Source organism: Pseudomonas sp. W2Aug9 (genome assembly GCF_023127755.1).
In the GTDB taxonomy this organism is placed as follows: Bacteria; Pseudomonadota; Gammaproteobacteria; order Pseudomonadales; family Pseudomonadaceae; genus Aquipseudomonas; species Aquipseudomonas synxantha_A.
This window is the reverse complement of record NZ_SPKL01000029.1, coordinates 46,570-72,547: the sequence shown is the minus strand read 5'-3', so window position 1 is coordinate 72,547 and position 25,978 is coordinate 46,570. Positions and strand designations below refer to the sequence as shown.

General features: G+C 60.2%; 17 protein-coding genes. 3 read left to right on the top strand and 14 right to left on the bottom strand.

Annotated elements, in window-relative coordinates:
- Positions 1-6 precede the first annotated feature (6 nt).
- From E3O56_RS19110 to E3O56_RS19065, 10 genes are all read right to left on the bottom strand, one after another.
- Complete coding sequence (locus E3O56_RS19110) at positions 7-1,431, bottom strand: lipase (protein WP_248091302.1); 1,425 nt, start codon at positions 1,429-1,431, stop codon at positions 7-9.
- Positions 1,432-1,559: 128 nt separating this feature from the next.
- Positions 1,560-4,667, bottom strand: a complete 3,108-nt coding sequence (locus tag E3O56_RS19105) for an autotransporter serine protease (protein WP_223018276.1) — start codon at positions 4,665-4,667, stop codon at positions 1,560-1,562.
- 114 nt (positions 4,668-4,781) lie between these two features.
- Entirely contained in the window at positions 4,782-7,739 is a 2,958-nt protein-coding gene (locus E3O56_RS19100) for an autotransporter serine protease (protein WP_148853207.1), read from the bottom strand.
- 45 nt (positions 7,740-7,784) lie between these two features.
- A complete protein-coding gene (locus E3O56_RS19095; protein WP_103735195.1) occupies positions 7,785-9,125 on the bottom strand; it encodes a TolC family outer membrane protein in 1,341 nt (446 codons plus the stop codon).
- Between the two features lie 2 nt (positions 9,126-9,127).
- The gene (locus tag E3O56_RS19090; RefSeq protein ID WP_248128783.1) at positions 9,128-10,441 is read right to left on the bottom strand and encodes an HlyD family type I secretion periplasmic adaptor subunit; all 1,314 of its coding nucleotides are present in this window, start codon (positions 10,439-10,441) and stop codon (positions 9,128-9,130) included.
- A complete protein-coding gene (locus E3O56_RS19085) occupies positions 10,438-12,192 on the bottom strand; it encodes a type I secretion system permease/ATPase (RefSeq protein ID WP_248128781.1) in 1,755 nt (584 codons plus the stop codon). The genes E3O56_RS19090 and E3O56_RS19085 overlap by 4 nt, the downstream gene beginning before the upstream one ends.
- 99 nt (positions 12,193-12,291) lie before the next feature.
- On the bottom strand, positions 12,292-12,660 hold the full coding sequence (locus E3O56_RS19080; RefSeq protein ID WP_032875255.1) for an AprI/Inh family metalloprotease inhibitor: 369 nt from the start codon (positions 12,658-12,660) through the stop codon (positions 12,292-12,294).
- Between the two features lie 46 nt (positions 12,661-12,706).
- Positions 12,707-14,140, bottom strand: coding sequence for a serralysin family metalloprotease (locus E3O56_RS19075; RefSeq protein ID WP_005788454.1), 1,434 nt, complete (start codon positions 14,138-14,140; stop codon positions 12,707-12,709).
- A 366-nt stretch (positions 14,141-14,506) separates the two neighbouring features.
- Positions 14,507-15,613 carry a P1 family peptidase gene (locus E3O56_RS19070; RefSeq protein ID WP_103735198.1) on the bottom strand — a complete coding sequence of 369 codons (1,107 nt, stop codon included), beginning with the start codon at positions 15,611-15,613 and terminating at the stop codon, positions 14,507-14,509.
- Between the two features lie 9 nt (positions 15,614-15,622).
- Complete coding sequence (locus E3O56_RS19065) at positions 15,623-16,987, bottom strand: APC family permease (RefSeq protein ID WP_032875251.1); 1,365 nt, start codon at positions 16,985-16,987, stop codon at positions 15,623-15,625.
- A 199-nt stretch (positions 16,988-17,186) separates the two neighbouring features.
- On the opposite strand from E3O56_RS19065, the gene E3O56_RS19060 reads away from it, so the two are divergent.
- Complete coding sequence (locus E3O56_RS19060; RefSeq protein WP_005788457.1) at positions 17,187-17,972, top strand: LuxR C-terminal-related transcriptional regulator; 786 nt, start codon at positions 17,187-17,189, stop codon at positions 17,970-17,972.
- 2 nt (positions 17,973-17,974) lie between these two features.
- Here the strand turns inward: E3O56_RS19060 and E3O56_RS19055 are convergent, their stop codons facing one another.
- Complete coding sequence (locus E3O56_RS19055) at positions 17,975-18,427, bottom strand: M10 family metallopeptidase C-terminal domain-containing protein (protein ID WP_032875250.1); 453 nt, start codon at positions 18,425-18,427, stop codon at positions 17,975-17,977.
- Between the two features lie 861 nt (positions 18,428-19,288).
- Here E3O56_RS19055 and E3O56_RS19050 point away from each other — a divergent pair.
- Complete coding sequence (locus E3O56_RS19050; protein WP_005788459.1) at positions 19,289-19,561, top strand: DUF1652 domain-containing protein; 273 nt, start codon at positions 19,289-19,291, stop codon at positions 19,559-19,561.
- Positions 19,562-19,641: 80 nt separating this feature from the next.
- On the opposite strand, the gene E3O56_RS19045 is transcribed toward E3O56_RS19050, so the two are convergent.
- Positions 19,642-22,086, bottom strand: coding sequence for a UvrD-helicase domain-containing protein (locus E3O56_RS19045; RefSeq protein WP_248128779.1), 2,445 nt, complete (start codon positions 22,084-22,086; stop codon positions 19,642-19,644).
- 218 nt (positions 22,087-22,304) lie between these two features.
- Between E3O56_RS19045 and E3O56_RS19040 the strand changes: the two genes are divergently transcribed.
- Positions 22,305-23,000, top strand: coding sequence for a pirin family protein (locus tag E3O56_RS19040; RefSeq protein WP_248128777.1), 696 nt, complete (start codon positions 22,305-22,307; stop codon positions 22,998-23,000).
- 115 nt (positions 23,001-23,115) lie between these two features.
- On the opposite strand, the gene pgm is transcribed toward E3O56_RS19040, so the two are convergent.
- Complete coding sequence (pgm, locus tag E3O56_RS19035) at positions 23,116-24,759, bottom strand: phosphoglucomutase (alpha-D-glucose-1,6-bisphosphate-dependent) (protein WP_248128775.1); 1,644 nt, start codon at positions 24,757-24,759, stop codon at positions 23,116-23,118.
- Positions 24,760-24,864: 105 nt separating this feature from the next.
- The coding region (locus E3O56_RS19030; RefSeq protein WP_248128774.1) for an aminotransferase class I/II-fold pyridoxal phosphate-dependent enzyme at positions 24,865-25,978 on the bottom strand (1,114 nt) is incomplete at its 5' end.

Here is a 25,978-nt window from a genome sequence, read left to right as displayed (position 1 = left end):
TCCAACTTAAGCGATAACAATCCCCTCCCCCGACAGACTGCTCACGCCCACCAACGTCACCGAATCGGCACCAAAACTAATCACCGTATCCCCGCCCACCACCTTGGTGTGATCGCGATAATCGGGACTGCCCTGCACATCGTTGAACACCAGCTTGTCTGTCGACTGATAGCCAATCACTCGATCATTACCAAACTGCCCACTGAACAAAAACGTGTTATGCCCGCTGCTGTCGCGGATCGTGTCATTACCCTTGCCGCCTTCGATAAAGTCCGCCCCCCTGCCGCCCTTGATCAGGTCGTCGCCGTCGCTGCCGATGATAAAGGTATTGCCCTTGTGCGCCTCGGCGTTGCGGTTCAAGTCCTGCACCCAGGTGTTGGCCCGTGCCGGATCGGACAGGTTCGCGACGATCACTGTGGAGTCACGGGTCATCTGCTCGTAGAAGCCGGACTCGAGGATGCGCGTCATGCCGTCGCCATAACCGGTGGGCAAGTGCGAGACCCAGGTCGGCAGGTTGAGGATGGAAAACGGCAGCACGTTCCACAGTGCGGAAGCGTAGTGGTCGTTGAAGCTGACAATATTGTCGGTGCTCGATTCGTGGGGTTTGTCGTGTACGCCCAGGGACGACAGGTTGAATGAGGAACCGTCCAGCGCCCGGAATACCGGGTCGTTTTCGTAGCCGACGTTAAGCACCTTGTCGCCGGCGCTTTGGGTGGGCGACGCATAGGCTACGTAATTGGAATCGGTGTAGAACCCTGACCATTTGCTCCCGCTCAGATCCGCCATGCTGTTGACCGCAAGGCCGCCCAGGCTGTGGCCGCTGACCACCACATCCTTGCCGCTCAGGCCCTGGGCGCTGGCATAGTCAGCGACGTCGCCGAGCAAGTTGCCAAACGCCTCGCCAGCGTAATTTTTTGCATAGTCCTTGGGACCGAATGCAGCAAGCAGGTCACTGATCACATCCCCGATGGAATCGGTGATCAGGCTTTCCCGTGGCCCCGAGGTGCCACGGAAGCCGATGCCGATTTCCAGCAGTTTGCCGGCGTCATCGTATTTGCCCAGCACTTCCACTTGGGCGGTACCGTAGGCAGCCTTTTCGCCAAAGAAGGTGCCACGGGCATCGACCTTGCCGGTATAGCCCAGGGTGCTGGCGCTGATGGGGGTCCAACCGGCCTGTTGCACTGCGTCGAGGGCGGCTTTTTCTGAATCCGGGTTCCACGGGATCCCGGGAATCACGCCTTGGGCGTTGCCGCTGCCAATCAGCGCGCTCACCAGCGTGGCCGGCAGGCCAAGGCCCAAGCCGTTGTTCTGGTAACCCACGGCAAAGCCGTTATCCAGGTTGTGGTAGGAATACATCGTGATCGCCATCGCATCGGCGAACAACGTTTTGGAACCCTCGGTGCCGAGGTTTTTATAGTCAAAGATACCCATTGGTAGTGCCTCTCTGTTGTTGGATTTGTAGAGAAAGCCAAAACACCTGTTATCCGTTACCTACTGTAGGAGTGAGCTTCTGTGGCGAGGGAGCTTGCTCCCTCGCCACAACCAACTACACCTGACCTTTAGAACGCCCAGTCCAGGCTCAAGCCGACGCCGTGCACCTTCTCTTTGCTGGCCAGCAGGCCGTTGTAGTCAAAGTTCACCCGCGCATCCTTGCTCAACGCCAGGCTGACCCGTGCCCCAACCAGTGCGGCATCCCGCACCATCGGCGCACTTTCGACCGCGAACGACGGGCCACCGGAGGCAAACGCCAGGTGTTGCTCGGAATCGGTGCTGCTCAGGTTGTGCTGCCAGCCCAGAGTGCCGGAGACTTCCAATTGCTGGTGGTCGTTGACGTTGAAGGTCTTCAAGGCGCGCACACCCAAGGTGCTCAACACCAGGTCGCGGCTGTCGTCGCCACTTTTCAGCGCAGCGGCATCGCCCTTCTCTTTGAAGCTGTCCGTGTCCAGGTGCACATAGGCCAGGTTGGCGAACGGCTCCAGGGCCAGCGGTTGCAGGTTGATGCGATACGCCGCTTCGGTGAACACCTGGGTGCTGTGCGCATCGACCTTGGCCTTTTGCTTGCCGGCGACATCGCCGTATTGCAGGTCGCGCTTCACATCGGCGCGGTGCCAGCTGTAGGTCGCCCCACCGCTCAGGCGCCAGGCGCCGATTTCATGCCCGGCATAAGCACCGAAGTGGTAGCTGTCGACCGAGGCGCGGCTATGGGTGTCACTGCCCATGTTCAGCGAGGTATCGCTGTAACCCGCGACCAGGCCAATGCGCGTGGCGTCGTCGAGGGCACCGTCCACCCCGGCAAGCATCCCGCCGATGGAGGTGTTATAGCCAGCGGTGTCGCTGCGGCTGTCGGTCTTGCCCCAGGCGCCCAGGGCCTTGACCCATACGTTGCCACGGCTGTCGATGGCTTGGCTGGTTGCGCCCATCTCGCCATTGCGCAAGCGCTCGCCCACTGCTTCGCGTACATAACGGCTGTCATTGACCAATGCAGTTTGCAGCGCCGGATAGACTTCACCGCTCAGTTGCTGGAACGCGCCCTGGGCCGAAGCGGCCGTCGGTGCCAACAGCAAGCTTTCATACACGCCATTGCCCGCACCCAATTGCTCAGCGGCTGCGGCCACGGCGCGTTGGTTCGGTGTAGCAGCAACACTGGCGAAGCTGTTGGTGCGTGTCACGTCCAACTGCACACCGTTGGCCGCGTAATTCAAGGTGCCGCCGACAAACAGATAGTTGGGTAGTACAGCACCAAAACTGCCGGTGACACCGCCCGCCGCTTGCAGGATGTTGTACTGACGGCCGATCAGGCTTTGGGCCTGGGTTGCACTCAACAGTGTCGGGCTGTTTTCCAGGGCCAGGGTTACGGTGCCGCCATTGAGCGTGGCGGTACCCCCGGCGACGATACGGTCGCTGCTGGTAGGCGATAATTCCACAGCGTAGGTCGAGCCCGGGTTGAAGGTGACATTACCTGCCACGTTCAGGGTGCCAATGGAATTGCCCGGCGCCACGGCGCCGCCGCTATTTGCCGTCAGCGAGCCGATACGCCCCGAGCCACCGATTACGCCGGTCTGGCTGACGATGACATCGGAGGTGACCGAACCGTTGACCGCCAGCAAGCCCTGATTGACCAGGGTCGGGCCGCTGTAGGTGTTGGCGCCGGCCAGCACCAGGGTGCCGATGCCCTGCTTGGTCAAGCCGCCATGGCCTGAAATGTTGTTGCTCCACACATCCAGCCCGCAGTGCACGTCGTTGCAAATGCGCTGGGTCGGTTTGCCCGCGTCCACCACCGCACCGACGCCCGGCAGGTCCGCGACGAACTGCCCGCTGCCATAGGCGCCCTCAATGCGGAACTCGGCAGGAATGTCCTCGGCGGTGATAAACATCCCCGGGCCGTTGACCGCCTTGCCCAGGTTGATCATGCCCCAGCCATACAGCGAGTCGATACCCGGCGCGCCGAGGTCAGTGGCCGTGGTCTTGAGCACCGTGGAGATCTGGTCGCCACTCATGTACTCGAAGCGCTCCATCAGCACCGCTGCTGCACCCGCCACATGGGGGGCGGCCATGGAGGTGCCGTTTTTGTTGGCCCAGTCGGTGGTCAGGTTGTTCAGGTCGGTGCCGTTGATGATCGAGCTGTAGATCTTGGTACCGGGTGCCGACACGCAAAAACTCGCCGCATAGCCGCAACGTGAAGAGAAGGTGCTGATCACATACGGATCAGGGCTGGCGGTGTCCGGGTTCTGCTGCAATGCCGCCACCGACAGCCAGTTCGGCGCAATCTCCGGCACAAAGTACGCCAGGCCGGAAATCGCGTCCGGGTTGTTGCGGTTGTAGTCGTTACCGGCGGCAAAGATGGTCAGCACACCACTGCGGGCCGCGTCGATGGCGCCTTGATAAGCACCACCTGCGATCGTGCCGAGGATCGGCCGGATCGTATTGAACTGCGCCTGGGCTTCATTCACGGTGAAATTGGGGAACGCCGGATCGCGGCCGCCCTTGGCGTACTGGTCACCGATGCCGATACCCCAGCTGTTGTTGATGATGCGTGCGCCGCTGGCAACCAACCCGTCCCAGCCGGCCTTGTAAACCGCGCCATCGTTGCCGAGGATAATCCCGTCTTCCGGGCCCGGGTCACCGTTTTCGGCGGTGAGGATTTGCGCATTGAACGCCACGCCATGCATCGGCCCGCCATCGCGGTTACCCGCAGCAATGCCGCCGACGTGGGTGCCGTGGTTACCCAGCTTGCCGTTGGAGTCCTTGGACGGCGTGCCGTCGTAGCGGAACGCATCACCGGCCTTCACCGGGATATACGGGTCGGTATATTGGCGAATGCCCTCGGTGACAATCGTCACCACCTTGTCGGGGCTGGCGAATTCCGGGTGCTGGGCATACACCGGCTGGTCAAAGATCCCCAGCTTGACGCCCTTGCCGGTGTAGCCGGCGGCATACGCGGTGTCGGCATGCACGGCGCCCAAGCCCCAGTCGGCCTTGAACTCGTTGCTGCGCCAACTGGCGGCATCACCCAGCTTGCCGGTTTCCACATAGGGTGCAGCCTGAGCGGTTCCCAGGCTTGCCAGGCAACACAGCAACGCGCCGTATGGCACGCAGCTCAGCGCCTTGAGCGGGTAGCCCGGGCCGGTGTGGATGGCGGTAGTTAACCCTGACTTGCGTTTTTTCACGGTGACCTTCCTTAGTTTTCTTATTGCACGTGTGTAAATCACTTTCTCCAGAACACCGCCGATTCAATGTGGGCGCTGGCTTGCCTGCTCCCACATTTTTTGTTCGCGGTGTCTTCAGAACTGCCAGTTCAGGCTCAAACCCACACCCTGGGTTTTCGCGCGGCCACCCAACTGGCCGTTGTAATCCAGGTTGACCCGCGTCGCGGCATTCAGCGCCAGGCTGGCTTGCAGCCCCACCAAAGCAGCGTCACGCAGCAACGGCGCACTGCGCACGGCGAATGAAGGCCCGCCTGCGACAAACGCCAAGTGCTCTTCGGATTCCACGGCGGTGAGGCTGTGTTGCCAGCCCAACGAACCGGAGAGTTCCAGTTGCTGGTGGTCATTGAGGGCCAGGGTTTTCAATGCCCGTACGCCAAGGGTGCTGAGCACCGCATCGCGGCGGTCACTGCCGCGTTCCAGGGCGGCGGCATCGCCTTTTTCGTGGAACGACTCGCTGTTCAGGTGCACATAGGCCAGGTTGGCGAACGGTTCCAAGGCCACCGCTTGCAGGCGGATGCGGTACGCTGCTTCGGTGAAGACTTGCGCCGTGGTCGCGTCCAGCTTGGTTTTTTGCTTGCCGCTGACGTCACCCCATTGCAGATCGCGCTTCACGTCGCCGCGATGCCAGCTGTAGGCACCGCCGACGCTCAGGCGCCAGTCACCCAGCTCGCGCCCGGCGTACGCGCCAAAGTGATAGCTGTCGATGGACGCCGATGAATGGGTACCACTGCCCATGTTCAAGGAGCTGTCGCTGTAACCGGCGACCACACCCACGCGGGTCTGCTCATCCAGTGCGCCATCCACGCCCGCCAGCAGGCCGCCGATGGAGGTGGTCGAACCGGCCGTTTCGCTGCGGCTGTCACTCTTGCCCCAGGCACCGAGCGCCTTGAACCACAGGTTGCTTTCGCCGCTCACTGGTACGTGGCGCAGGCGCTCGCCCACGGCATTGCGCAGTTGCAGGCTGTCGTTGATCAGCATCGCGCCGACGGCGGGGTAGATTTCACCGGACAGTTGCTGCAAACCCTGCTGGGCGGTGGCGACTGACTGCGACTGCAACAGGCTTTCATACACCGGGTTGCTGGCGCCCAATTGCTCGGCAGCCGCCGCCACGTTGCGCTGGTTACGGGTGGCGGCGACGCTGGCAAAACTCGCGTCGTTGCGCCCCACGTTCAGTTGCACAGCGTTGGCGGCATAGTCGAGGGTGCCACCGAGGAACAGGTAGTTGGGTAGCACTTGGCCAAACTGGCCCTGGATGCCGCCCGCGGCCTCAAGGATCGAGTATTGCCGGCCAATCAGGCTTTGGACCTGACTTTGACTGAGTAACGTGGGGCTGTTTTCCAGCGCCAAGGTGACGGTGCCGCCGCCCAGGACCGCCTTGCCGCCCGCGACAATACGGTCGCTGCTGGTGGGCGTCAGTTCCACTGCATAGGTCGAGCCCGCGCCGAGGTTCACATCTCCCGCTACCTGCAAGGTGCCCACGGAATTGCCCGGTGCCACGCGGCCGCCGTTGTTTACCGACAACGCGGCGATACGCCCGGAACCGCCAAGGGTGCCGCTGTCATTCACGGTGACTGCCGAGGTCAGCGAACCGTTCACCGCCAACAGGCCGCCATTGACGATAGTGGCGCCCCGATAGGTGCTGTCACCGCTGAGGACCAGGCTGCCGGCGCCGGACTTGATCAGGCTGCCTTCATACACACGGTTCGCCGCCGCCTGGTCGCGGGCGTTGCCGATGGCGTAGTCGGTCTGGTCCTGCTGGCTGGCGGTGGCGCTCACGCCGTTCTGCCAGCCCTTGTCGATCAGGGTTTGCTGCCAGGCGCTGTGCTCGGCGCGGTCCTCGGCCTGGCGCGCAAGCAAGGCCTGGTCGGAGATACCGTTGCTCCACACATCACCCTGCCCGGCTGCCAGGTTCACATCCATGGCTCCCAGCAGTTGACCCGGGCCGTGCATCGCCCTGCCGAGGTCCGGCACGCCCCAACCGACGATTGCGTTGGGCGCCTGGGTGATCGAACCGTCAAGCTGCGTGGCAGTGGTCAGCAACACCTGCAACGCTTGCTCGTTGGTCATATAGGGATAGCGCTCCATCACCAGCGCCAACGCTCCGGTGGCATGGGGTGCCGACATCGAGGTGCCGGATTTGACCCCATAACCACCGTCGGGAATAGTGCTGTTGATCAGCGCGCCGGGCGTGGAAATGCACCAGTATTTGGCGATACCGCACTTGTTGTATTTCTGGTTATTAGCCTTATCCAGCCCCGACACCGCCAGCCAGTGGCCTTCCAGTTCCGGCTGAAAATACGGCAAGGCCGAGCGCACGCTGGCATTGGCATAGCCGCTGTTGCCGGCGCTGAACACGTTGATCACCCCGGCCTTGGCCACATCCGCCGCGGCGTCCAGCCAGGTGCCACGGTTGTAGTGCTGGGCATAGGCGGCGTGCAGGTCACCGAGGGTCTGGTAGCTGACATCCTTGGGCTGGCTGCCCCAACTGTTGTTGATGGCGCGCACGCCGGAATCCACCATCGCGGTGTATACCGTCTTGAAGTACTTGGGGTCTGGCGTCGGGCCGAACAGGAAGCTGTCGTTGGCGTTGGTGTTGCCCACATAGACTTGCGCGTTGTACGCCACGCCGTGCATGCCCACGCCGTCGCGGGCGGCGCCCATGGTGCCGGTGACATGAGTACCGTGGGAATCGTTGTTGGGGTTGAGCGCGCCCGTGGTGCTGAACGCGCTGCCGTCGACATAGGTGCCGGTGGCGGTCACCGCATGAAAGCGGTCTTTGGAGGCTTCGGGGTGATTGGCATCGAAGCCCGAGTCCAGCGCGCCGATTTTCACGCCTTGGCCACTGATCCCGGCGGCGTAGGCTTCATCGGCCTTCATACGGCCCAGGCCCCAATCGCTTTGGTATTCGGCCGAACGCCAACTGGCCGGGTTACCCGCTTGGCCGGTCTCGGTGTATTGCGCCTGTGCCGCAACGGACAACAACAGCAATGAACCTGCGGTGAAGGGTTTGAAACGCGGTGAATCAGTGATCATCTGCACACTCCTGATTATTGTTATTCCCCTTATAGGAGCGAACTCCTACAGGTTTTTATCCGGGCCGAAGGCCTCGTCCACCTTGGCCAGGTCGGTGTCGCGCAAGTTGCCCGCGTAGTAGTGCAATTTGGTCCAGGCCATCAGGTAGTCGTACCGCGCCTGGGCCAGGTCGCGGCGAGTGCTGTAGAGCTGCTGCTCGGCATTCAGCGCATCAAGGTTGACCCGCTCGCCACCAAGGATGCTCTGCTTGGTCGACACCACCAGCGCCTCGGCGGATATCAATGCCTTCTGGTAGGCACGCAGCTTGCTCACGCCCGACAGACATGCACTGAACTGGCGGCGCAGCTCGATCAGGGTTTCGCGGGTCTTGCCTTCCAGCTCGTACTCGGCCTGCTCCATTGCGCGGCTGGCCTGGCGGGTGGAGGCCGAAATGCCGCCACCGGCATACAGCGGCATGCTCACTTCGACGCCAATAGTGTTGGTGTCGTAGCGCTGGTTGTAGGTGTTGCCGCTGTCGGACTCCTGTTTGCGCGACGTGGCATACGCGGTGATTCGCGGCAAATGCCCGGCACGATTGCGTTCCACTTCATAGCGCGCCACTTCCAGCGACTGACGCTGTGAAGCCAGCACCGGGTTGTTGGTGAGCGCCAGTTCATGCCAGGTATCGTAGTTGGCCGGGGTCAGGGTGAACGCGGCAAAGCTCTGGTTCAGCGGCGCCAGGTCGTTGATGTTGACGCTTTGCACGCCGATCAACGCGCCCAGCTCCCTGAGTGACGCGTCCTGCTCATCCAGGGCCTGGATCTCTTCGGCAGTGGCCAGCTCGTAGCGCGACTCGGCTTCAAGGATGTCGGTGCGCGTGCCCTCGCCGGCCTTGAACAAGTGCTCGTTCTGCTGGAATTGCTGCTCGAAGGCCTTTTTCTTTGCGCGGGCGATGTCGATCTGATCCTGGGCAAACAGCGCCTGGGTGTAATAGCTCAACACCCGCACCAGCAGCGCCTGGCTCTTGTCGCGAAAGCTTTCATCGGCAAACAGCGCCTGGGCCACGCCCTTGCGGTAGTTGGCATAGGCTTCGTAATCGAACAACGGTTGTTGCAGGCTGAAGGTGGAGCCGTAGCTGTTGTAGTTGCGGTCGTCCCTATAGCTACCGCCGCGCCCGTCGGGCAGATGCGCCTCGGAGTTGTTGCGGCCCTTGTTGTAGTTGTAGGACAGCCTCGGCAGCAGCCCGGCGCGGCCGATGGTGCGGTTTTCCAGGCCGGCGTCGCGCTCCTTGATCGCGCCGAGGAACACCGGATCGTTGCGCAGCGCCTGCTCGTAAACATCGAACGGGCCCATGGCGGCCTGGGCACTGCCACACACCAGCAATAGCGAAATGAACACTGGCTTCATGCTCATTCCTCAGTCAACGCGGAGCCGGCGCGATCCAGCAGCGGCTTGAACAGGTAATTGAGCAATGACCGCTCGCCGGTACGCACGAACATCTCGGCAGGCATACCGGGCTTGATCACCAAACCGTGGAGTTTTTCCATCGCCGCGTCGCTGACGCTGGTGCGCAGCACGTAATACGGGGCGCCTGTTTTTTCATCGAGCATCTGGTCGGCGGAAATCAGGCTGACTTCGCCCGGTACCCGTGGCGTGCGGCTCTGGTTGAAGGCGGTGAAGAGGATGTCGACGGGCAAGTGCGTGCCGACCTTGTCCACCAGATGCACCGGTAGATGCCCTTCGACTTCCAGGCGCGTGCCCTGGGGCACGATTTCCAATAGGGTTTCCCCGGCGCGCACCACGGCGCCTTCGGTGTGCACGCTGAGGTTGACGGCGATGCCATCGGCTGGCGCGTTGATTTCGCTGTGTTGCAGGTTGAAACCCGCGGAGGTGAGTTGCTGCTCCAGGGTCAGGCTGCGCAATTGCGCGTCGGCCAATTGGCTGCGCACCTCTTTTTGATATTCCTCGCTGTGTTGCTGCAATTTGAGCCGCGACTCGACAATGCCCTGTTCTATGCGGCCGCTTTCACCGGCGTTTTGCGCCAGGTCCTGCTGCACCTGAGACAACTGGCGCTGGTAGTCCATCAGCCGGTTGCGCGGGATGTAGCCGTTGTCGGCCAAAGGTTGCAGATTGCTCAGTTGCGTGCGCAGGGATTGGGCCTGGGCGGTCAAGTCACTGCGGGCACGGCGCATACCGCTCAACTGTGAGGTAGCGCCTTCGATGCTGGCGCGAATCCCGGCTTGTTCACGGGCGAAGGCGTCGCGGCGGCTGCTGAACAGCTGGCGCTGGCCTTCCAGCACCAACGCCAGGGCTGGATCAGGGTTGGCGCTCAGCTCGGTGGGAAAGGTAATGCTCGGCAGATTGTCGCGCTCGCTCTGCCAACGCGCCACACTGGCCCAGGCCATGCTGTACTGCGCTTGCAGGGATTGTACGTCGGCCTGGTTCTGGGTCTGGTCGAGACGAAACAGCGGCTGGCCCTGCTTGACCAGTTCGCCCTCCTTGACCAGGATGCGGCTGACCACACCGGGGCTGAAGGTTTGCACGGCCTTGCGCTTGCCCGACACCACCACGGTGCCTTGCACCGGGATGCCCTGATCCAACGGTGCCAGGCTGGCCCAGAGGAAAAAACCACCGGCACCGACGACCGTCATCAGCCAGCCCATACGCACGAAGAAGCGGGCATCGCGCTCTTTGAAACGAGGTTCTACCGTAATACTGCTCATGCGCCTGGGTTCCTTGCGGCCGGGTACTGACGACTGAAACTGACACCGGTTTTCTCTTTCGGCGCTTCCTGCTGTTGCCCGGACAACGCCCGCAGCACTTCCTGGCTGGGCCCGAACGCTTGCAGATGGCCTTCGCCGAGCACCAGCAATTTGTCGGCCTGGGCCAATGCCGAGGAGCGATGCGTCACCAGCACAACGCTGCTGCCTTGGGCTTTCATCTGCACGATGGCGCTGGCCAACGCCGCTTCGCCGACCGTATCAAGGTTGGAGTTGGGCTCATCCAGCACAATCAGGCGCGGCCCGCCGTACAGGGCGCGGGCCAGGGCCACGCGTTGTTTCTGGCCACCGGACAGGCCGCCGCCGTTATCGCCCAGCACCGTGTCGTAGCCTTGGGGCAGGCGCAGGATCAGCTCATGCACACCGGCCTGTTGCGCGGCCTGGACCACCAGCTCCGGGTCGGCCTCGCGAAAGCGTGCGATGTTGTCGGCGATGCTGCCGCTGAACAGCTCGATGTCCTGGGGCAAATAGCCGATGTGCGGGCCGAGGTCGTCGCGGTCCCAACGGTGAATGTCCGCGCCGTCCAGCCGCACGGTGCCGGCCAGGGTCGGCCACACGCCCACCAGCACGCGGGCCAGGGTGGACTTGCCGGAGCCCGACGCGCCCAGCACGCCCAGCACTTCACCGGCCGCCAGGTTGAAGCTGACTTGATGCAAGGTCGCCATGTGCCGCCCCGGTGGGCCAGCACTGACCTGTTCGAAACTGACCTGGCCCTTGGGCGCCGGCAAGGCCATTTGCTCGCCCTCTGGCGGGAATTCACGCAGCAGCCCATCAAGGCGCTGGTAAGCCAGCTTGGCCGAACTCCATTGCTTCCACACCGCGATCAGCTGGTCGATGGGGCTGAGTACGCGGCCCATCAGGATGGAGCCTGCGATCATCATCCCGGCGGTCATCTGGCCCTTGATCACCAGGTAGGCGCCCAGCCCCAATACCAAAGATTGCAGGCACAGGCGCAGGGATTTGCTCAGAGAGGTAATGACCGACCCGGTATCGCTGGCGGTGTTCTGGAAGCCCAAAAACTGCGAATGCACCCCGAACCAGCGTTTGCGCAACGCACCGAGCATACCCATCGCCTGGATCGTCTCGGCGTTGTGCAGGTGGCTGGTGGCCAACTGGGTCGACTGCTGGGAAAACACACCCGCCTCGCCCAATGGTTTTTTGGTCAGGTATTCATTCAGGCAAGCCAGGGCAATCAACAATACCGCGCCAGCCGTGGCCAGCACGCCGAGCCACACGTTGAAGAGGAAAATCACGAACAGATAGATCGGGAACCATGGCGCATCAAAGAACGCGAACAGCGCAGGCCCGGTGATGAATTGACGCAACGCGGTCAGGTCGCCCAGTGATTGCCCGGCATGACCCTGGCCGCGTTGCAGGTTGCGTTCGAATGCGGCCTTGTACACGCGCAGATTGAAACGCCGCTCCAACTGGCTGCCAATTCGAATCACGATAAAGCTGCGGATAACTTCAAGCAGGCCAATAAACGCAAAGAAGCCCACGACCATCAGCGTCAACATCACCAGGGTGGTTTCATTCTGGGAGGACAACACACGGTCATACACTTGCAACATGTAAATCGACGGCACCAGCATCAGCAGGTTAATCAATGCCGTGAAACAGCCAACGCTGATCAAAATACTCTTGTATTCACCCAGCGCCCTGAATAAGGGCGCGACCCCTTGGGACTTCGCCATATTGTTTTATCTTCCTGGAGCGCACTGCACGTAATAGTCGCCCTGCCGAGGAAGCGCACGGCCAACTGCTAAATCGAGTTATATGCTTATAACTTTTAACTAAGGCATTCGTTTCAGCTCGACAACTTGCCCGGTTTTAGTGCGGGCTTGATATTCGCCTTCTTTCTGGCGATTCAAATGCGTGATCCCTGAGCCTTCGGCGTTAAACAGCCAAATGCCGTCCGGCGTTGGCGACCACGTCTGTGGCTTGTCGCCCAGCCATTGCTCCACACAAGCGATATCGCCTCCCAGGGCATTGGCCTGTTCCAATAAATCCAGCGCGCATACCTGGTCCTGCTGCTTCAATTGCCAATGCCCCGCCAACTGAGCGGAGGTCGGTAATACAAGACTGCTAGCCATTGCGTGGGCTCCTGCCAAAACGAACAACACCTGCGAAGCACAGGCGATCAAATGAGAAAAACGTGGCATATAAAGCTCCATCCTGGAGCGCGGCGCCGAGGCGCCGCGCCGTGCATCAGGCCACGATGTCGCTGACGGCTGCCTGGCCAACGGTGGTGACGAGGAAATCCGCCACGCCGTGCCCGGAGAAGTCCACGGCCAAGGTGCCCAGGTTAGTACCCGAGGCATAGCTCAGCACAGCATCGCCGGCATGGCCGGTGAACGCATTGACGAAGCTCAAGCCCGCACCCTTGGTGATGCCCGACAGGTCGATCTTGTCGGAACCGGAGGTGAAGTCAAAGATCTTGTCCGCAGCCCCTGGCTTGGAATCGGAACTGGCACCGTACACGAAGGTATCGCTGCCGGCACCGCCCCACAGTTGGTCCGCACCGCCGCCGCCGTAGATGAGGTCGTTGCCGGCCCCGCCCTTGATGGTATTGGCGACTTGGTTACCAATGATCAGGTCGTTGCCCGAACCGCCGAATGCGTTCTCGATGGTGACGCCCTTGGCGATCGACACGTTGCCGACCAGGCCGCCAACATCGGAGAACGAGGTGGCAGTGAGGTTGATCTTCTGGTTTTGAGTGAAGCCAGAGAAGTCCAGGGTGTCGTTGCCGCCACCGTCCCATACCGAGAACACCAGCTTGTCGGCGTTGGATGTTGCGCTGAGGAAATCACGCCCGGTGTTGGAGTTGAACCCATAGGTGGTGTCGCCGGCGCGGGTGTTGAGGTTGGCACCGTAGAGCTTCTGGATCGCGGCGATGTCGTCGATCAGCGGGCCGGAAGCGTAAGCCTCGACGCCACCTTTGCTGAAGTTCTGGTTGGTGTTGCTCTCGCTCCAGTAACTCATGAGGCTATAGCCACGCGTGTCCTGTCCATAGGTCGCGTCGTTATAGGTCGGGTTGCCGTTCCCGGCGTTGTAGTCGCCAGGGTGAGCCAGGCCCAGGGTGTGGCCGATTTCGTGGGTCAGGGTCTGCCTGCCATAGTTGTTCAGGTCCGGGGTCTTGTTCGGCGTGTAGCTGTTGTTGGTCAGGTACCACGAGGTGCCATCGTAGCCTGCACCGGTGCCGGGCAGGTAAGCGAAGGCCGCGGCGCCGTCCTGGCCGCTGCTGTAGTTGCCGAAGGTCATGTGACCGTCACCGCCGGAAGCCTTTTCGGTAAAGGTTACGTTGGCGACATCCGACCAGGATTGCATGGCCAGTGCGGCCTGTGCTTTCTGCTGGGCGTTGAACTGGCTGAACCCTGAGATGCCATGTTTGTTCATGGTGCTCTGGGTAGCCGAGGTGAGGAAGGTGTAGGTCAGATCGATCTTGCCGTTGCCATCAAAGTCCCGATACGCGGCGCCATCCCGCAGCAGCTGGGTCGCTGCCTGGTCCACGGTGTAGGACGGTTTGCCATTGACTGTGAGGTTACCGCCACGGTCATACAAATGGCTGAAGCTATCGATTTGCGAGTAAGCAGTGCTGGCTTGCGCGGCAGATACAATAGCTTTGTCTTTTACTTTTGACATAAACGTACTTCCTTGTTTGCAAGTGCATCAGTCTTTGTTCGATAGGAACCTCGCGGGCGAGGATAGTCCTATCACTCACCTCTTTTGAAGGCGTAAGAAAACTGACACAACTTGAAATCTTTCGTCTACATCTATTTCCACAGCAAAAATGTGACACAGGTACAACTTGAGGAAGTCCCACGCAGTGTTTACTGGGAACGCTTGCTTTTACCCGCCGAATTCGAGCGCCGCATTATTTAAATATTAAATAGCAGTAAAGCCGCTCCAAGTTGAGCGGCGCACTTGAGTAATGGATCCAATATATTGTCACGGTGTCATTAGCGGCATTAAATAGCCACTACTTGCACTATTAAAGTGCAGTGTCCCCTATTGCCGGGGCACACTCCAGCCACACTTGTGCAATGCTGCCAAGAGGGTCTCGCCGGCCAGGCCAGGCACCTGGACACCCGCCTGTGTGGTCATGTCTTCCCCTGCCAGCATCGCGTTGATGATTGCTTCTTCCACTGCCTCCGCCGCCGCGCTGAACAGTGGAGAAATATGATCGTTATTGACCATATGCAACGCGGTACGCAGCGGCAGGTCCTTGCGCCCGTAGTCCGCCTGCGGCAAATCCTGATTACCGGTGGCAAAGGCCAGAAACAAGTCACCGCTGGAATCCTCGGTGCCGCCACCGGTGCGTGCGATACCGATGGACGCCCGCTGCGCCAGGCGTTGGCACTGATGGGGCAGCAACGGCGCGTCGGTGGCGATAACCACCACGATGGACCCCATGCCGGGCGTGCCCTGCTCGGCAAAGGGCGAAGTGATGTCCATCAAATGTCGGCCCACCGGGTAGCCATCGACCCGCAGCTCCTGGCGCTTGCCATGGTTGGCCTGCACCAATACGCCGACGGTCCAGCCGCCCTGCTCCGCCGACAAGCGCCGGGATGCGCTGCCGATGCCGCCCTTGAACTCATGGCAGATCATCCCGGTGCCGCCGCCCACGGCGCCTTCCTGCACCGGGCCGGTTTCGGCATGGTCGAGTGCCTGGCGCACATGCTCAGGTTGCACATGCTGGCCCCAGATATCGTTGAGCAGGCCGTCATAGGTTTCCATGACCACCGGCATGCACCAGTACACCGCGGGGTCTTGCAGGCGTTCGCGCTCCAGGGCGATCAAGGTGTCACGCACGATCCCGACGCTGTGGGTGTTGGTGATGGCCATCGGCGTGGTCAACAATCCGGCCTCGTTGATCCACTCAAGGCCGGTGGCATCACCATTGCCGTTCAGCACGTGGTACCCGGCAAAACAGGGTTGATGCCGGGCCTCACCGGCGCGTGGCTGGACCACCGTCACGCCGGTACGCACCTGCTTGCCGTCGACACGCGTCTTGAGCGTGGTGTGGCCGACGCGAACCCCGGGAACATCGGTGATGGCATTCAATTCGCCAGGCGTGCCCAGCCCCAGCGTGATACCCAATTGACGTGCGCGCATACCCACTCCTTACAATTTCTGAAAGACCGGACTCGACCGGCCACTGATGCAATACAAAATCACCGACAGCGCCAGCAAGCCGATAATGACCATGATGTCGCGCATCGACGCCTCAAGGATCAAGATCACTAACAGATACCCCGCGCCGAGCACCGCCAGCACGGCCGGCAACGGCCACAATGGCATGCGATAGGGATGTTCGCGATCACGCAGCAGCACCCGGCTCATCAGCGCGCTCAGCGCCACCACCAGGTACACCAGCATGATCAGCAACACGCTGAACGACGTCAGATCCGCCAGGTTCGAGCTGAAACTCAACAGCGCCGAAGGAATCGCCAGGAACAACGTAGCCAGCCACGGCGAATCCCAGCGCGGATGAATCCGCGTGAACAGCTTGTTGATACTCGGCGTCCACAGTGCATCGCGTCCGCTGCTGAACACCACCCGGCCGATCTGGATGACAATGGCCACAATTGCGTTGAACACCGACAGGAAAATCCCGGCACTGACCAACCGCGACAGGGTTTCATTACCGTGACTGGTCAACAGATAGCCAATGGGGTCGGGGCTGCTGATCATCTCACTCAGGGACGGCGCGCCGATCAAGAGTGCGGTGATTGGCACAAGTTCGATCACCACCACCAACCCCAGGGACCACAGCACCGCCTTGTGTACCCCCTTGCCGCCGCATTTCATGTCTTCAGCCAGCAACACCGCCGGGCCGTAGCCATTGAATGAGAACAGGCCAATACCGACGGCACCGATCACCAGGGCCCAGGGCGCGAGGTGCAACACGCCGTTTTCGACGATCTGCGGCTGGAACAATACGCTGGCCGGCTGCACCGGGTTGCCGAAGCCGATCACCACAATCACCAGCAACGCTGCCACTTCCAACAGCAGGCAGGTGCCGGTAATCCAGGCATTGAGCTTGATATTGAGAATGCCCAGGGCGTAGCTGCACACCACGATCACCAGGGCGACAGTTTGGGAGTCGAAGTTCGTACCCAAGGCATTATTCAGATAAGTCGCCGCACCAGTCGCCAATACCGGCGGGATAAACAGCAACATCACCAGCACCGTCAGGAACGTGGCGTAGCCTGCCATGCCACCAAACACGCGCTTGGCATACACATACTCGCCACCGGCACTGTTATGGGCGCGTCCGAGTTCGGCGTAACAGAAGGCGAACATCAACGCCAGCAACCCGGCCATCACAAACGCCAGGAACACGCCGCTGCCCGCTTGCTGAATGGCGAACGGGGCGATCACAAATACGGAACTGGCCGGCGTCACCGCAGAAACGGTGATAGCCACTACATCAAAGACGCTCAAGGTGGGCTTGAGCACGCCATCGGGCGTGGGGGTAGCGCTCATATCGTTATCCTCTGTCGTTGTTTTTGGTGTGAGGCAGAAACGAAAAATGATGTGTGTGTGCGGGATATGCTTCCCGTTGAATAGTGACGACGTTATCGGCTGGCGGGCCGGTAGGCCAATTCCCCTATTGGCGTACTCCCCTTGACGGTACCGGCTAAAAGCCGAACCCTTGGCCGATCTTTTGAGGGGAGCCAGTGATATGAGCCTGTTCCGGGAAATCGGCATGCACGCGGGATTGGGGCGCACCCTGTCACAAATCGGCACCGAACGGTTCTGGAAACAATTGGTGCTGTTATTGCACCAATGCCTGCCCTTCGATAACGCCCTGGCGATTTTCTACCCGCTGGACGGCCCGCCCCAGGCCCTTGAGGAGTACGACGCCCAGCCCAGCAGCAAACCGGCGTCGATGCTGGTGTACCTCAACGGTCTGTACCTGCTCGATCCGTTCTACCAGGCGTGCCGCGAGAACTATGCCAGCGGCGTGTACCGCCTGGAGGAAGTGGCGCCGGACCATTTTCGCCAGAGTGAGTACTTCCTCAACTACTTCCACGACAACGTGCTGGAAGACGAAGTGCAGTTGATCCTGCAATTGCCCGGCACGGGCACGCTTTCACTGTCCCTGGGTATGCAGCGACGCTTCAGCTTTGAGGAAACCGGGCTGTTGACCACACTGGCTGCTTGGGTGCTGCCATTGATGCAGCAGCACTGGCAGCAAAGCACTCAGCGAGCACCGGCAATAGACAGCCAGATTCGGGACGCGCTGAGTCATTTCGGCAGTGGTGTACTGTCGGACCGCGAGCTGGAAATCGCTCGCCTGGTGTTGCGGGGTTTTTCCTCCAAGGCCATGGCCGAACGCCTCAAGATCTCGCCGGACACGGTCAAAGTGCACCGCAGGCACCTTTACGCCAAGCTCGATATCTCGTCACAGCCCGAGTTGTTTTCACTGTTTATCCAGTCGCTGGGGCATGACCTGGAGAACCCGTAGGCTTAATCCGAATGGAAGAAATTAATATGCTGCGGCAACAGATTTACACCATCAACGCGTACGGAAAAGTTCGGCCCTTCGGCATTGACTTTGATAGTCAATGTACTCACGCCGAACGCGTGGCTCAGTTGCACATCGCCCACCTCCACAGGCGGGCCTGGTTGAATATTGATTGCCGATATAGCGTGGTCCTTTAACATCAGGGACACATCGATCTCATCTTCTTTCGGATTGAAATTCAGGATCGTGTCCGGATCATCGCTGAGGGAGTCGGTGCTTTTTTCATATTTGAATGTATTGGCACCCTGACGCCCCACCAGTTGGTCGCCGCCTGCCCCGCCGACCAGCACTGAAGGCTCGCCGCGCCTGGCCTCCAGGCGTTCGCGCTGGTCTGTGCCACGTAACTCGGACTGGGTCCATGTACCGCCGATTGGAAGGCTTTCTATGGAAGACATATAAGTCACCTGTTGATAATCAGTTATGTGAGAGTGTTACGTGTTGCGGCCGAAATCTCTCACAGTGACACCCCTTCTTTCCATTCGGAATAGTTGACAGAAAATGTCTTAATCATGACGCCATTATTTATTTAACCAGTGGCCGGTTAATTATCTGAAAAGTGTCAATTACGTCCGGTGCGATATAAACCGACGTTGCACAACTTGATAGCAGCCAACGTAACCACGATGCGAAGCGAGCCGCTCTTGATCTTGACCTTGATCTGCTTTTGATCTTGATCTTAAGCGCCCCGTCAAACCACGCTGGCCGGAATTCGACAGGGATTTGGGGGGTAAACCGGCAGGGATGCCGGTTTAGCCGCCCCGCGCCATGGATGGCGCGTGGCGGCGGCCCCCCAAATCCATGGCGGATTACGGGCACACCGAGCCTAAGCGAGGTGCCGAGTGGTGGGGCAAGAGCGCTTTGGTTACTTTCGCGCTTTTCGAAAGTGACCCGCTGTAAAAGCGGAACCAATAGTGGCCGTTACCCAAACAACGGATATGTACTCGGCTGATCCAGCACCCTGGTCGGCCCTGAGGCCGCCATCGGGAGCAAGTCGAATCCTGCGCCAGCACAGCGAACAAAATGCTTGAGATTGCCTAAATCTGCCCGCCCCCCACAATGGCCAGACGACCATTCGAAGTAATGGCCTTTTGCCTAATCTGCTGTAGGACATGATCCACATCAAAATCAGGTAAAAGAACCGCCGAACGGGGCCGAAAAACTCACCTTGTACTTGCGAACGAATGCTATTTTTAAGTTATTCGCCGTCTTGACCAACGAAGGTCCTGACCCCTGCCGCGAGCTAAAGGAAGCGCTCAATGAACAAGGTGGGCAACATGAACAAAGTGACTTTTCCCAATGCGTGCCAGTTGATGCGCTGGCATTTTCATCCGATGGGCTTCGAGGGGAGTATGGATGCCCCCGGCAGCATGATCGCCCGCCTGTTCGACCGCGCCAGCGGTGAAACATTGATCGCCATCGCCGGCATACCTTGCGCCACAGTGATGAACGCCGCTGATGTGGAGCGCATTATCGAGGCCGTGGAGGATGAGCTGGAGTGTTTTGTGCCGCCGTTGTCGTTGCGGGCCTGAATAGTATTTGTCAGCCGCCGATTACCTGATGCGGGAGGGGACAAGCCCCTCCCACATTTTGCTGTGTGTCAGCTGAAGGTTCAGCGCTGATCGTCGAAAAACGCTTTCTTGCCATCCACCCGCTCGGAAGCCCTGGGCACGTTTACACCCTGGCCCTCCGGCTTTTCCACATACCAGTAGCAGTGGCTGACCGCTCGGGTAATACCGACGTAGGCCAGCCGTAGTATTTCGTCCTTTTGCGCATTGTCGTACGGCTCGCTGTCACCTTCCTTGCCCAAGCCCGCCATGCGGTAGACCTGGTTTTTGTAGGGCGAGCTGGTGAGATGCTGGCAGTCCCCAAGCAGAAATACTGCATCGGCCTGCAGGCCCTTGGCGCTGTGGTAAGTGAGCTGTTTCAGACGGCGCTCGTGGATCGGCAAGCTAGAATCCACATTAACAACAGACTGAATATGCTCTTGAATCAGCAACTTATCGCTGCTTTTTCGATAAAGCATCAAGACCGTATCCCCGCGTTGATAATGCTCCAGCAACCGCCGGCCGAGCGCCGCGTCGTCGCGCTCCAGCACGGTGACCGGCACCAATGCCTTGGGCTCGCCACTGGCCTTGGCCTTCTTGCCGGGGATGGCCGGTGCGGTGCGCACGATATGCTCGGCCGCGTCGATGATGTGTTGGTGGCTGCGGTAGTTCTCGCCCAGCATCACGCGAGTGGTGCTCGGTGCGACAAATTCCTGGTTGAATGCCATGAAGTACTTGGGCGAACTGCCGCGCCAGCCATAAATCGACTGCCAGTCATCGCCGACACACAGCAAGGATGAGCGTTGCGCCCCACGCCCGACGTGCATGGCCGGGCCGCGACTGCGGATTTCCCGCAGCGTGGCACGGATCCACGAGACAATCTGCGGCGATACATCCTGGAATTCGTCGATCATCAGGTGTGACATCGGCCGCAGCAAGGGATCACTGAGCAGCTTGAGGTTCTCCGGGGTATTTTCGCCAAACAGGGAAAACATTCGGTTGTAGGTCATGATCGGCGGTGATTGATCGAGCAGGTGGTCTTCCAGGGCCTTCCAGAAAATGCTCAAGGCCTCGAAGAACAACCGATCCGGGTCATCCTTGGCGAAGCTCATCTGGCCCACGGCCGTCGGTACGTCCAGCCCGAGGTTCTCGATAAACCCGGCCGCCATGACAAAACTGTCCAGCAGCGGCGCCGAGGCGAGTTCACCCTTGACCTTGTAATCAAAGCCCGGCCCGGCCGTGGCTTCGCCGGCCAGACTGCTTAAAAGGCGCTTGGATGAATCGTAGTTATCAAGCCATATCAACGGCTTATGGCAGAAAGCTTGAAACAGGGTGCGCTTTACCGCCCACTCTGCGCGCACCGATAGTTTTGAGTTTGGGCGGCTGATCCCCGCGTTTTCCCGCGCATCGAAACCCAATACGACCCAGGCATCCAACTGCGGGATATAGCCGTGACAATGAAACTTGGCACCGTTGATTTCAAAAGTCTGACGGCTGGGTTCGATGCCTTTGATCGGCCAGGCGCCCGCGCGGAACCACAGGTCCTCGATCACGTCGCAGAGTTCTTCATCACGTTTGGCCGCCAACTCGGTCACGGCCATGCGCTTTTGCACGTCCGGATGATCGCGCTCAAGCTCCTTGAGCTGCAGGCCCTGGCGAGCCAGCGGCGCAATCAACTCGCGAAAACGCGCATAATGCCCCTGCAAACGGTGATAACAGGCGTTCATATGTTGGCGCTGGGCATCACTGATACGTAGATCGAAGGCATTGCTATCGGCGTCTTCGAAGCCGCCACTGAGGTTTTCAAAGGCTTGCAGCCGTTCAAAACCCGGCAGGCTGCGCACCATCGGCAGGATGCGCGAGTGAAACGTACGCACCACCGCCTGGGCTTGTTTCAGGTCAAGGGGTTGGCCCCACAGGCTCAGAATCTCCATGAGCTTGTTGATGAAGTCCTTGCGCGACTCGCGGGTGAACGTCACCACAGTCATCGAACTCAACTCAAAACCCAGGTAATGGGTGAGCAACAGGATACGCAACACCAGGGAGGTCGATTTACCTGCGCCGGCGCCCGCAATCACCGAGGTCGAGGGCGTGTCGCTGAAGATCATCTTCCACTGCGCTGTGCTCGGCTGCGCGTGGGCTGGCAGCAGGCGCGCCACATCCGCCTTCATGCGCTTCTTCACATCGGCGGTGAGCGGCAATCGCCAATCGTCGAACAGGCTGTCATCCACACCGGGCGCTCGGTGCTCATCAGGGCGAAAGTCGCGAATCAACAGGACTTGCCGGCCCTCTTCAAGACCATCGGCCTTACCCTCGCGATACCCATATTCCACACCGGCTTCATGCCCATTGCGAAAACCGTCGGCCTGGCCATGCAGCCAGGAAAACCGGTGCTGCGCGCGCAAACGGGTGAGGCCATGGCCGAACAGGCGAGCGGCCAGCCGCTTCAATAACGGCATTTCAGCCAAGGGGCGCAGTTCAGGGGGCAGATCAGGCTTTTGTTGCGGCACGCGGACTCCTGCGATGAGCTTGGCTTTGACAAGGCCGCCATGGTCGCCGGAATCGACGCTCAGTTCCAGCCAATTGCTTTACGGTCATGTAGTTAGGCGATGAAGTGAAAGTTGAAGCAGGTTTAAATGATCGAATTGATGGATAGGAATCAGGCATTTTTTACGCTTTTTATCGATCATGCGCTGCTGGATGATGGGCTCATTCACAGGAGACGATCATGCTTGAACTTCGACCTTTCAACACCCTCGGCGGCGCCCATCATGGCTGGCTCGACGCCCATCACCACTTTTCATTCGCCGAATACCACGACCCCGAGCGTATGCACTGGGGCAATTTGCGGGTATGGAACGACGACATCATCGCGCCTGGCAGCGGTTTCCCCCAGCACCCGCACCGCGACATGGAAATCATCACCTACGTACGCGAAGGCGCAATCAGCCATGCCGATAACCTGGGCAACAAAGGCCGCACCGAGGCGGGCGATGTACAGGTGATGAGCGCTGGTACCGGGATCGCGCACAGCGAGTACAACCTGGAAGCCACCCCGACCAAGATCTTCCAGATCTGGATCATCCCGAATGAGGCCGGCTTGCCACCGTCCTGGGGTGCCAAGCCGTTTCCGCAAGGTAATCGTGAAGGCTTTGTGACGCTGGCCAGCGGCAAGGCTGGCGACAGTGAAAGCCTGCGCATTCGTGCCGATGCACGCTTGGTGGCGGCGAACCTGAAAGCTGGGGAAAGCGCCGAATACCGGCAGGACAACGGACGCCGGGCGTACCTGGTGCCGGCAACCGGCGTAATTGAAGTCAATGGTTTGCGCGCACAGGCGCGAGACGGCGTGGCCGTTGAGGATGAGCAAGTGTTGCGGGTGACGGCGATCGAGGACAGCGAGATCGTGCTGGTCGACCTGGCCTGATCTTGCATCATGCTGCTATCTAATGTGGGAGGGAGTTTGCTCCCGATGAGGTTATGCCAGTCAACACATCTGTGACTGACCCACCGCTATCGGGGGCAAGCCCCCTCCTACACCGTTACTGGGAAATTGCGCCGTCCACCAGCACCTGCGCCTCTTCCACCAGCTGCTTGAGGTGTTCTTCGCCGATAAAGCTCTCGGCGTAGATCTTGTAGATGTCCTCGGTACCCGATGGCCGCGCAGCAAACCAGCCGTTTTCAGTCATGACCTTCAAGCCGCCAATCGCCTGGTTATTGCCCGGGGCATGGCTGAGGATCTGCTGGATGCTCTCGCCGGCCAATTGGGTGGACGTCACCTGCTCCGGCGACAGCTTGCCCAGCAGGGCTTTCTGCGCCGGGGTCGCCTTGGCATCCACGCGAATGGCAAACGGTTCGCCGAGTGCATCGGTCAGGCCGCGGTAGATCTGGCTGGGATCCTGGCCCTTGCGCGAGGTCATTTCCGCTGCGAGCAAGGCCGGGATCAGGCCGTCCTTGTCAGTGCTCCAGACCGTGCCGTCCTTGCGCAGGAACGAAGCACCAGCGCTTTCTTCGCCGCCAAAACCCAACGAGCCTTCGAACAAGCCATCGGCAAACCATTTGAAGCCCACCGGCACTTCATACAGGCGCCGGCCCATACGTGCAGCCACGCGATCGATCAGGCCACTGCTGACCACGGTCTTGCCCACCGCAGCATCGGCTCGCCAATCAGGACGGTTCTGGAACAGGTAATCGATGGACACCGCCAGGTAGTTGTTCGGCGCCAACAGGCCGCCGGAGGGCGTGACGATACCGTGACGGTCATGATCCGGGTCACAGGCAAACGCCACGTCAAAACGTTCCTTGAGACCAATGAGGCTCTGCATGGCGTAGCTGGAGGATGGGTCCATGCGGATCTGTCCATCCCAGTCCACGCTCATGAAGCGGAAGGTGGAATCCACTTCGGTGTTCACCACCTCCAGGTTCAGGCGGTAGTGCTCGGCAATCGCCGACCAGTAGCGCACCCCCGCCCCGCCCAATGGATCAACGCCCAGGCGCAGATCAGTGCTACGGATCGCGTCCATATCGATCACATTGATCAGGTCGGCTACATAGCTGTTGAGGTAGTCATGGCGATGAGTGGTGTCCGCCTTGAGCGCCTGGGCATGGGTGATGCGCTTGACCCCAGCAAGCTTGTTGGCTAGCAGTTCATTGGCTTTGGCTTCAATCCACTTGGTGACGTGGGTATCGGCCGGGCCGCCATTGGGCGGGTTGTACTTGTAGCCGCCACTCTGCGGCGGATTGTGCGACGGGGTGATCACAATGCCGTCCGCCAGGCCGCTGGTGCGGCCGCGGTTGTAGCAAATGATGGCGTGGGAAATCGCCGGGGTCGGTGTGTACTCATCGCCCTCAGCCAGCATGACGTGCACGCCATTGGCAGCGAGCACCTCCAGGGCACTGGCACCGGCCGGCGTGGACAATGCATGGGTATCCAGGCCAACGAACAACGGCCCTGTGATGCCTTGGGCTTCACGGTACAGGCAGATCGCCTGGCTGATCGCCAGCACATGCCATTCATTGAAGCTCAGCTCGAACGAACTGCCTCGGTGCCCGGAGGTACCAAAGGCTACACGCTGGGTAGAGATTGCTGCATCAGGCTGGCCGGTGTAATAGGCCGTGACCAGTCGCGGGATATCCACCAGCAACTGAGCCGGTGCCGGTTTGCCCGCAAAAGGACTGATAGTCATGCATAAACCTCGGAAAATAAGGATTCGGAAAAAATGACAGTTTACTCAGAGTTGGACTACTGAGCGATGTTATCGATCCCACAATTCGGAGAGAAGTTTCACACATTAATCGGTCTGTGCCTGGAGCAGCGCCTGAGCCAGCGCATTCAGGACAATATCCAGATTGGGGTGGCCGCTGAACGTATGACTCAAGCGCATATGCTGGTGATGCAAGCCTAAGAGGCTGAACAACTCCCCCGGCGCAATCACGACCTGCTGGGCGAGCATGCGCTGGAACACCAGACGCATATCCACCGGCGCCACCGACTGCAACCAGAAACTTGCCCCGGCGATAGGCATTCGATAACTCACACGCCCTTGCATATGCACATCCAACCGATGGCTCATGGCTTGCGCCTGTTCCTGGAGGCGCTGGCATAACGTCTGCAGGTGCTGATCCAACCGCCCGCTCTCATATAGCCGAGCAATGGCGCGTTGCCGAATGGATGAAAGTCGAAATGAGCGCAGCAAAAACTGGCGCTGCAACTCACTGCCCATTTGCTGCGTCAGTAGGTACCCAAACGGCGCTTCTGGCCCCAACACCTTTTCGAACGAAGAAAACACAATCAGCCGCTGCGGGTTGACCAGGTTGCGCAAAGCCGTTTGCGACGACACGAAGCTCAGCTCACCAAATGTGTCGTTCTCCAGCAACCAACAGGCGTGCCGCTCCAGCAAATGCGCTACTTGCAGCCGTTCGGGTAGCGTCAGCGCATTACCCGAGGGCATGCTGACCACGGAGGACAGCAGCACAAGGTGTACCGGTTCGTGCTTGAGCAGGTGCTCGAACGTGGCCAAGTCGAAGCTGCCATCGGCGTGCCAGGGCAGTTCGATAACCCGCACGCCAGCGCCCTGTAACAGGCGCAAGACCAGGTAATCGCAGGGCGATTCAGCCAGCACCACCGTACCCTCGAGGCCAAGCGTGTCGATCAGGATTTGCAGTACGCCCTGAAGATCGGCGCCGATATACACCTCGTCGGCCTGCCAGCAATGGCTAGGCGACGAGGTATAACGGGCCGCCAATGCCGCCCGTAATTCCCATACGCCAGAAGGTTGCGACGGTTGCAGGTGGTGTGGATACCTGCGCACCAGCTGGCGCTCCAGCGCAAGCAAAGCGCCATCCAGTGACCCCAACAACGCCGGCTCATCACCACTGAGCACAACCATGGTCGGGCGTCGCGCC

Bases quoted from the DNA above. Each gene is read 5' to 3' on its own strand.
- E3O56_RS19110 (WP_248091302.1), bottom strand. From the start codon at position 1,431: ATGGGTATCTTTGACTATAAAAACCTCGGCACCGAGGGTTCCAAAACG.
- E3O56_RS19100 (WP_148853207.1), bottom strand. From the start codon at position 7,739: ATGATCACTGATTCACCGCGTTTCAAACCCTTCACCGCAGGTTCATTG.
- E3O56_RS19095 (WP_103735195.1), bottom strand. From the start codon at position 9,125: ATGAAGCCAGTGTTCATTTCGCTATTGCTGGTGTGTGGCAGTGCCCAG.
- E3O56_RS19090 (WP_248128783.1), bottom strand. From the start codon at position 10,441: ATGAGCAGTATTACGGTAGAACCTCGTTTCAAAGAGCGCGATGCCCGC.
- E3O56_RS19085 (WP_248128781.1), bottom strand. From the start codon at position 12,192: ATGGCGAAGTCCCAAGGGGTCGCGCCCTTATTCAGGGCGCTGGGTGAA.
- E3O56_RS19080 (WP_032875255.1), bottom strand. From the start codon at position 12,660: ATGCCACGTTTTTCTCATTTGATCGCCTGTGCTTCGCAGGTGTTGTTC.
- E3O56_RS19075 (WP_005788454.1), bottom strand. From the start codon at position 14,140: ATGTCAAAAGTAAAAGACAAAGCTATTGTATCTGCCGCGCAAGCCAGC.
- E3O56_RS19070 (WP_103735198.1), bottom strand. From the start codon at position 15,613: ATGCGCGCACGTCAATTGGGTATCACGCTGGGGCTGGGCACGCCTGGC.
- E3O56_RS19065 (WP_032875251.1), bottom strand. From the start codon at position 16,987: ATGAGCGCTACCCCCACGCCCGATGGCGTGCTCAAGCCCACCTTGAGC.
- E3O56_RS19060 (WP_005788457.1), top strand. From the start codon at position 17,187: ATGAGCCTGTTCCGGGAAATCGGCATGCACGCGGGATTGGGGCGCACC.
- E3O56_RS19055 (WP_032875250.1), bottom strand. From the start codon at position 18,427: ATGTCTTCCATAGAAAGCCTTCCAATCGGCGGTACATGGACCCAGTCC.
- E3O56_RS19050 (WP_005788459.1), top strand. From the start codon at position 19,289: ATGAACAAGGTGGGCAACATGAACAAAGTGACTTTTCCCAATGCGTGC.
- E3O56_RS19040 (WP_248128777.1), top strand. From the start codon at position 22,305: ATGCTTGAACTTCGACCTTTCAACACCCTCGGCGGCGCCCATCATGGC.
- pgm (WP_248128775.1), bottom strand. From the start codon at position 24,759: ATGACTATCAGTCCTTTTGCGGGCAAACCGGCACCGGCTCAGTTGCTG.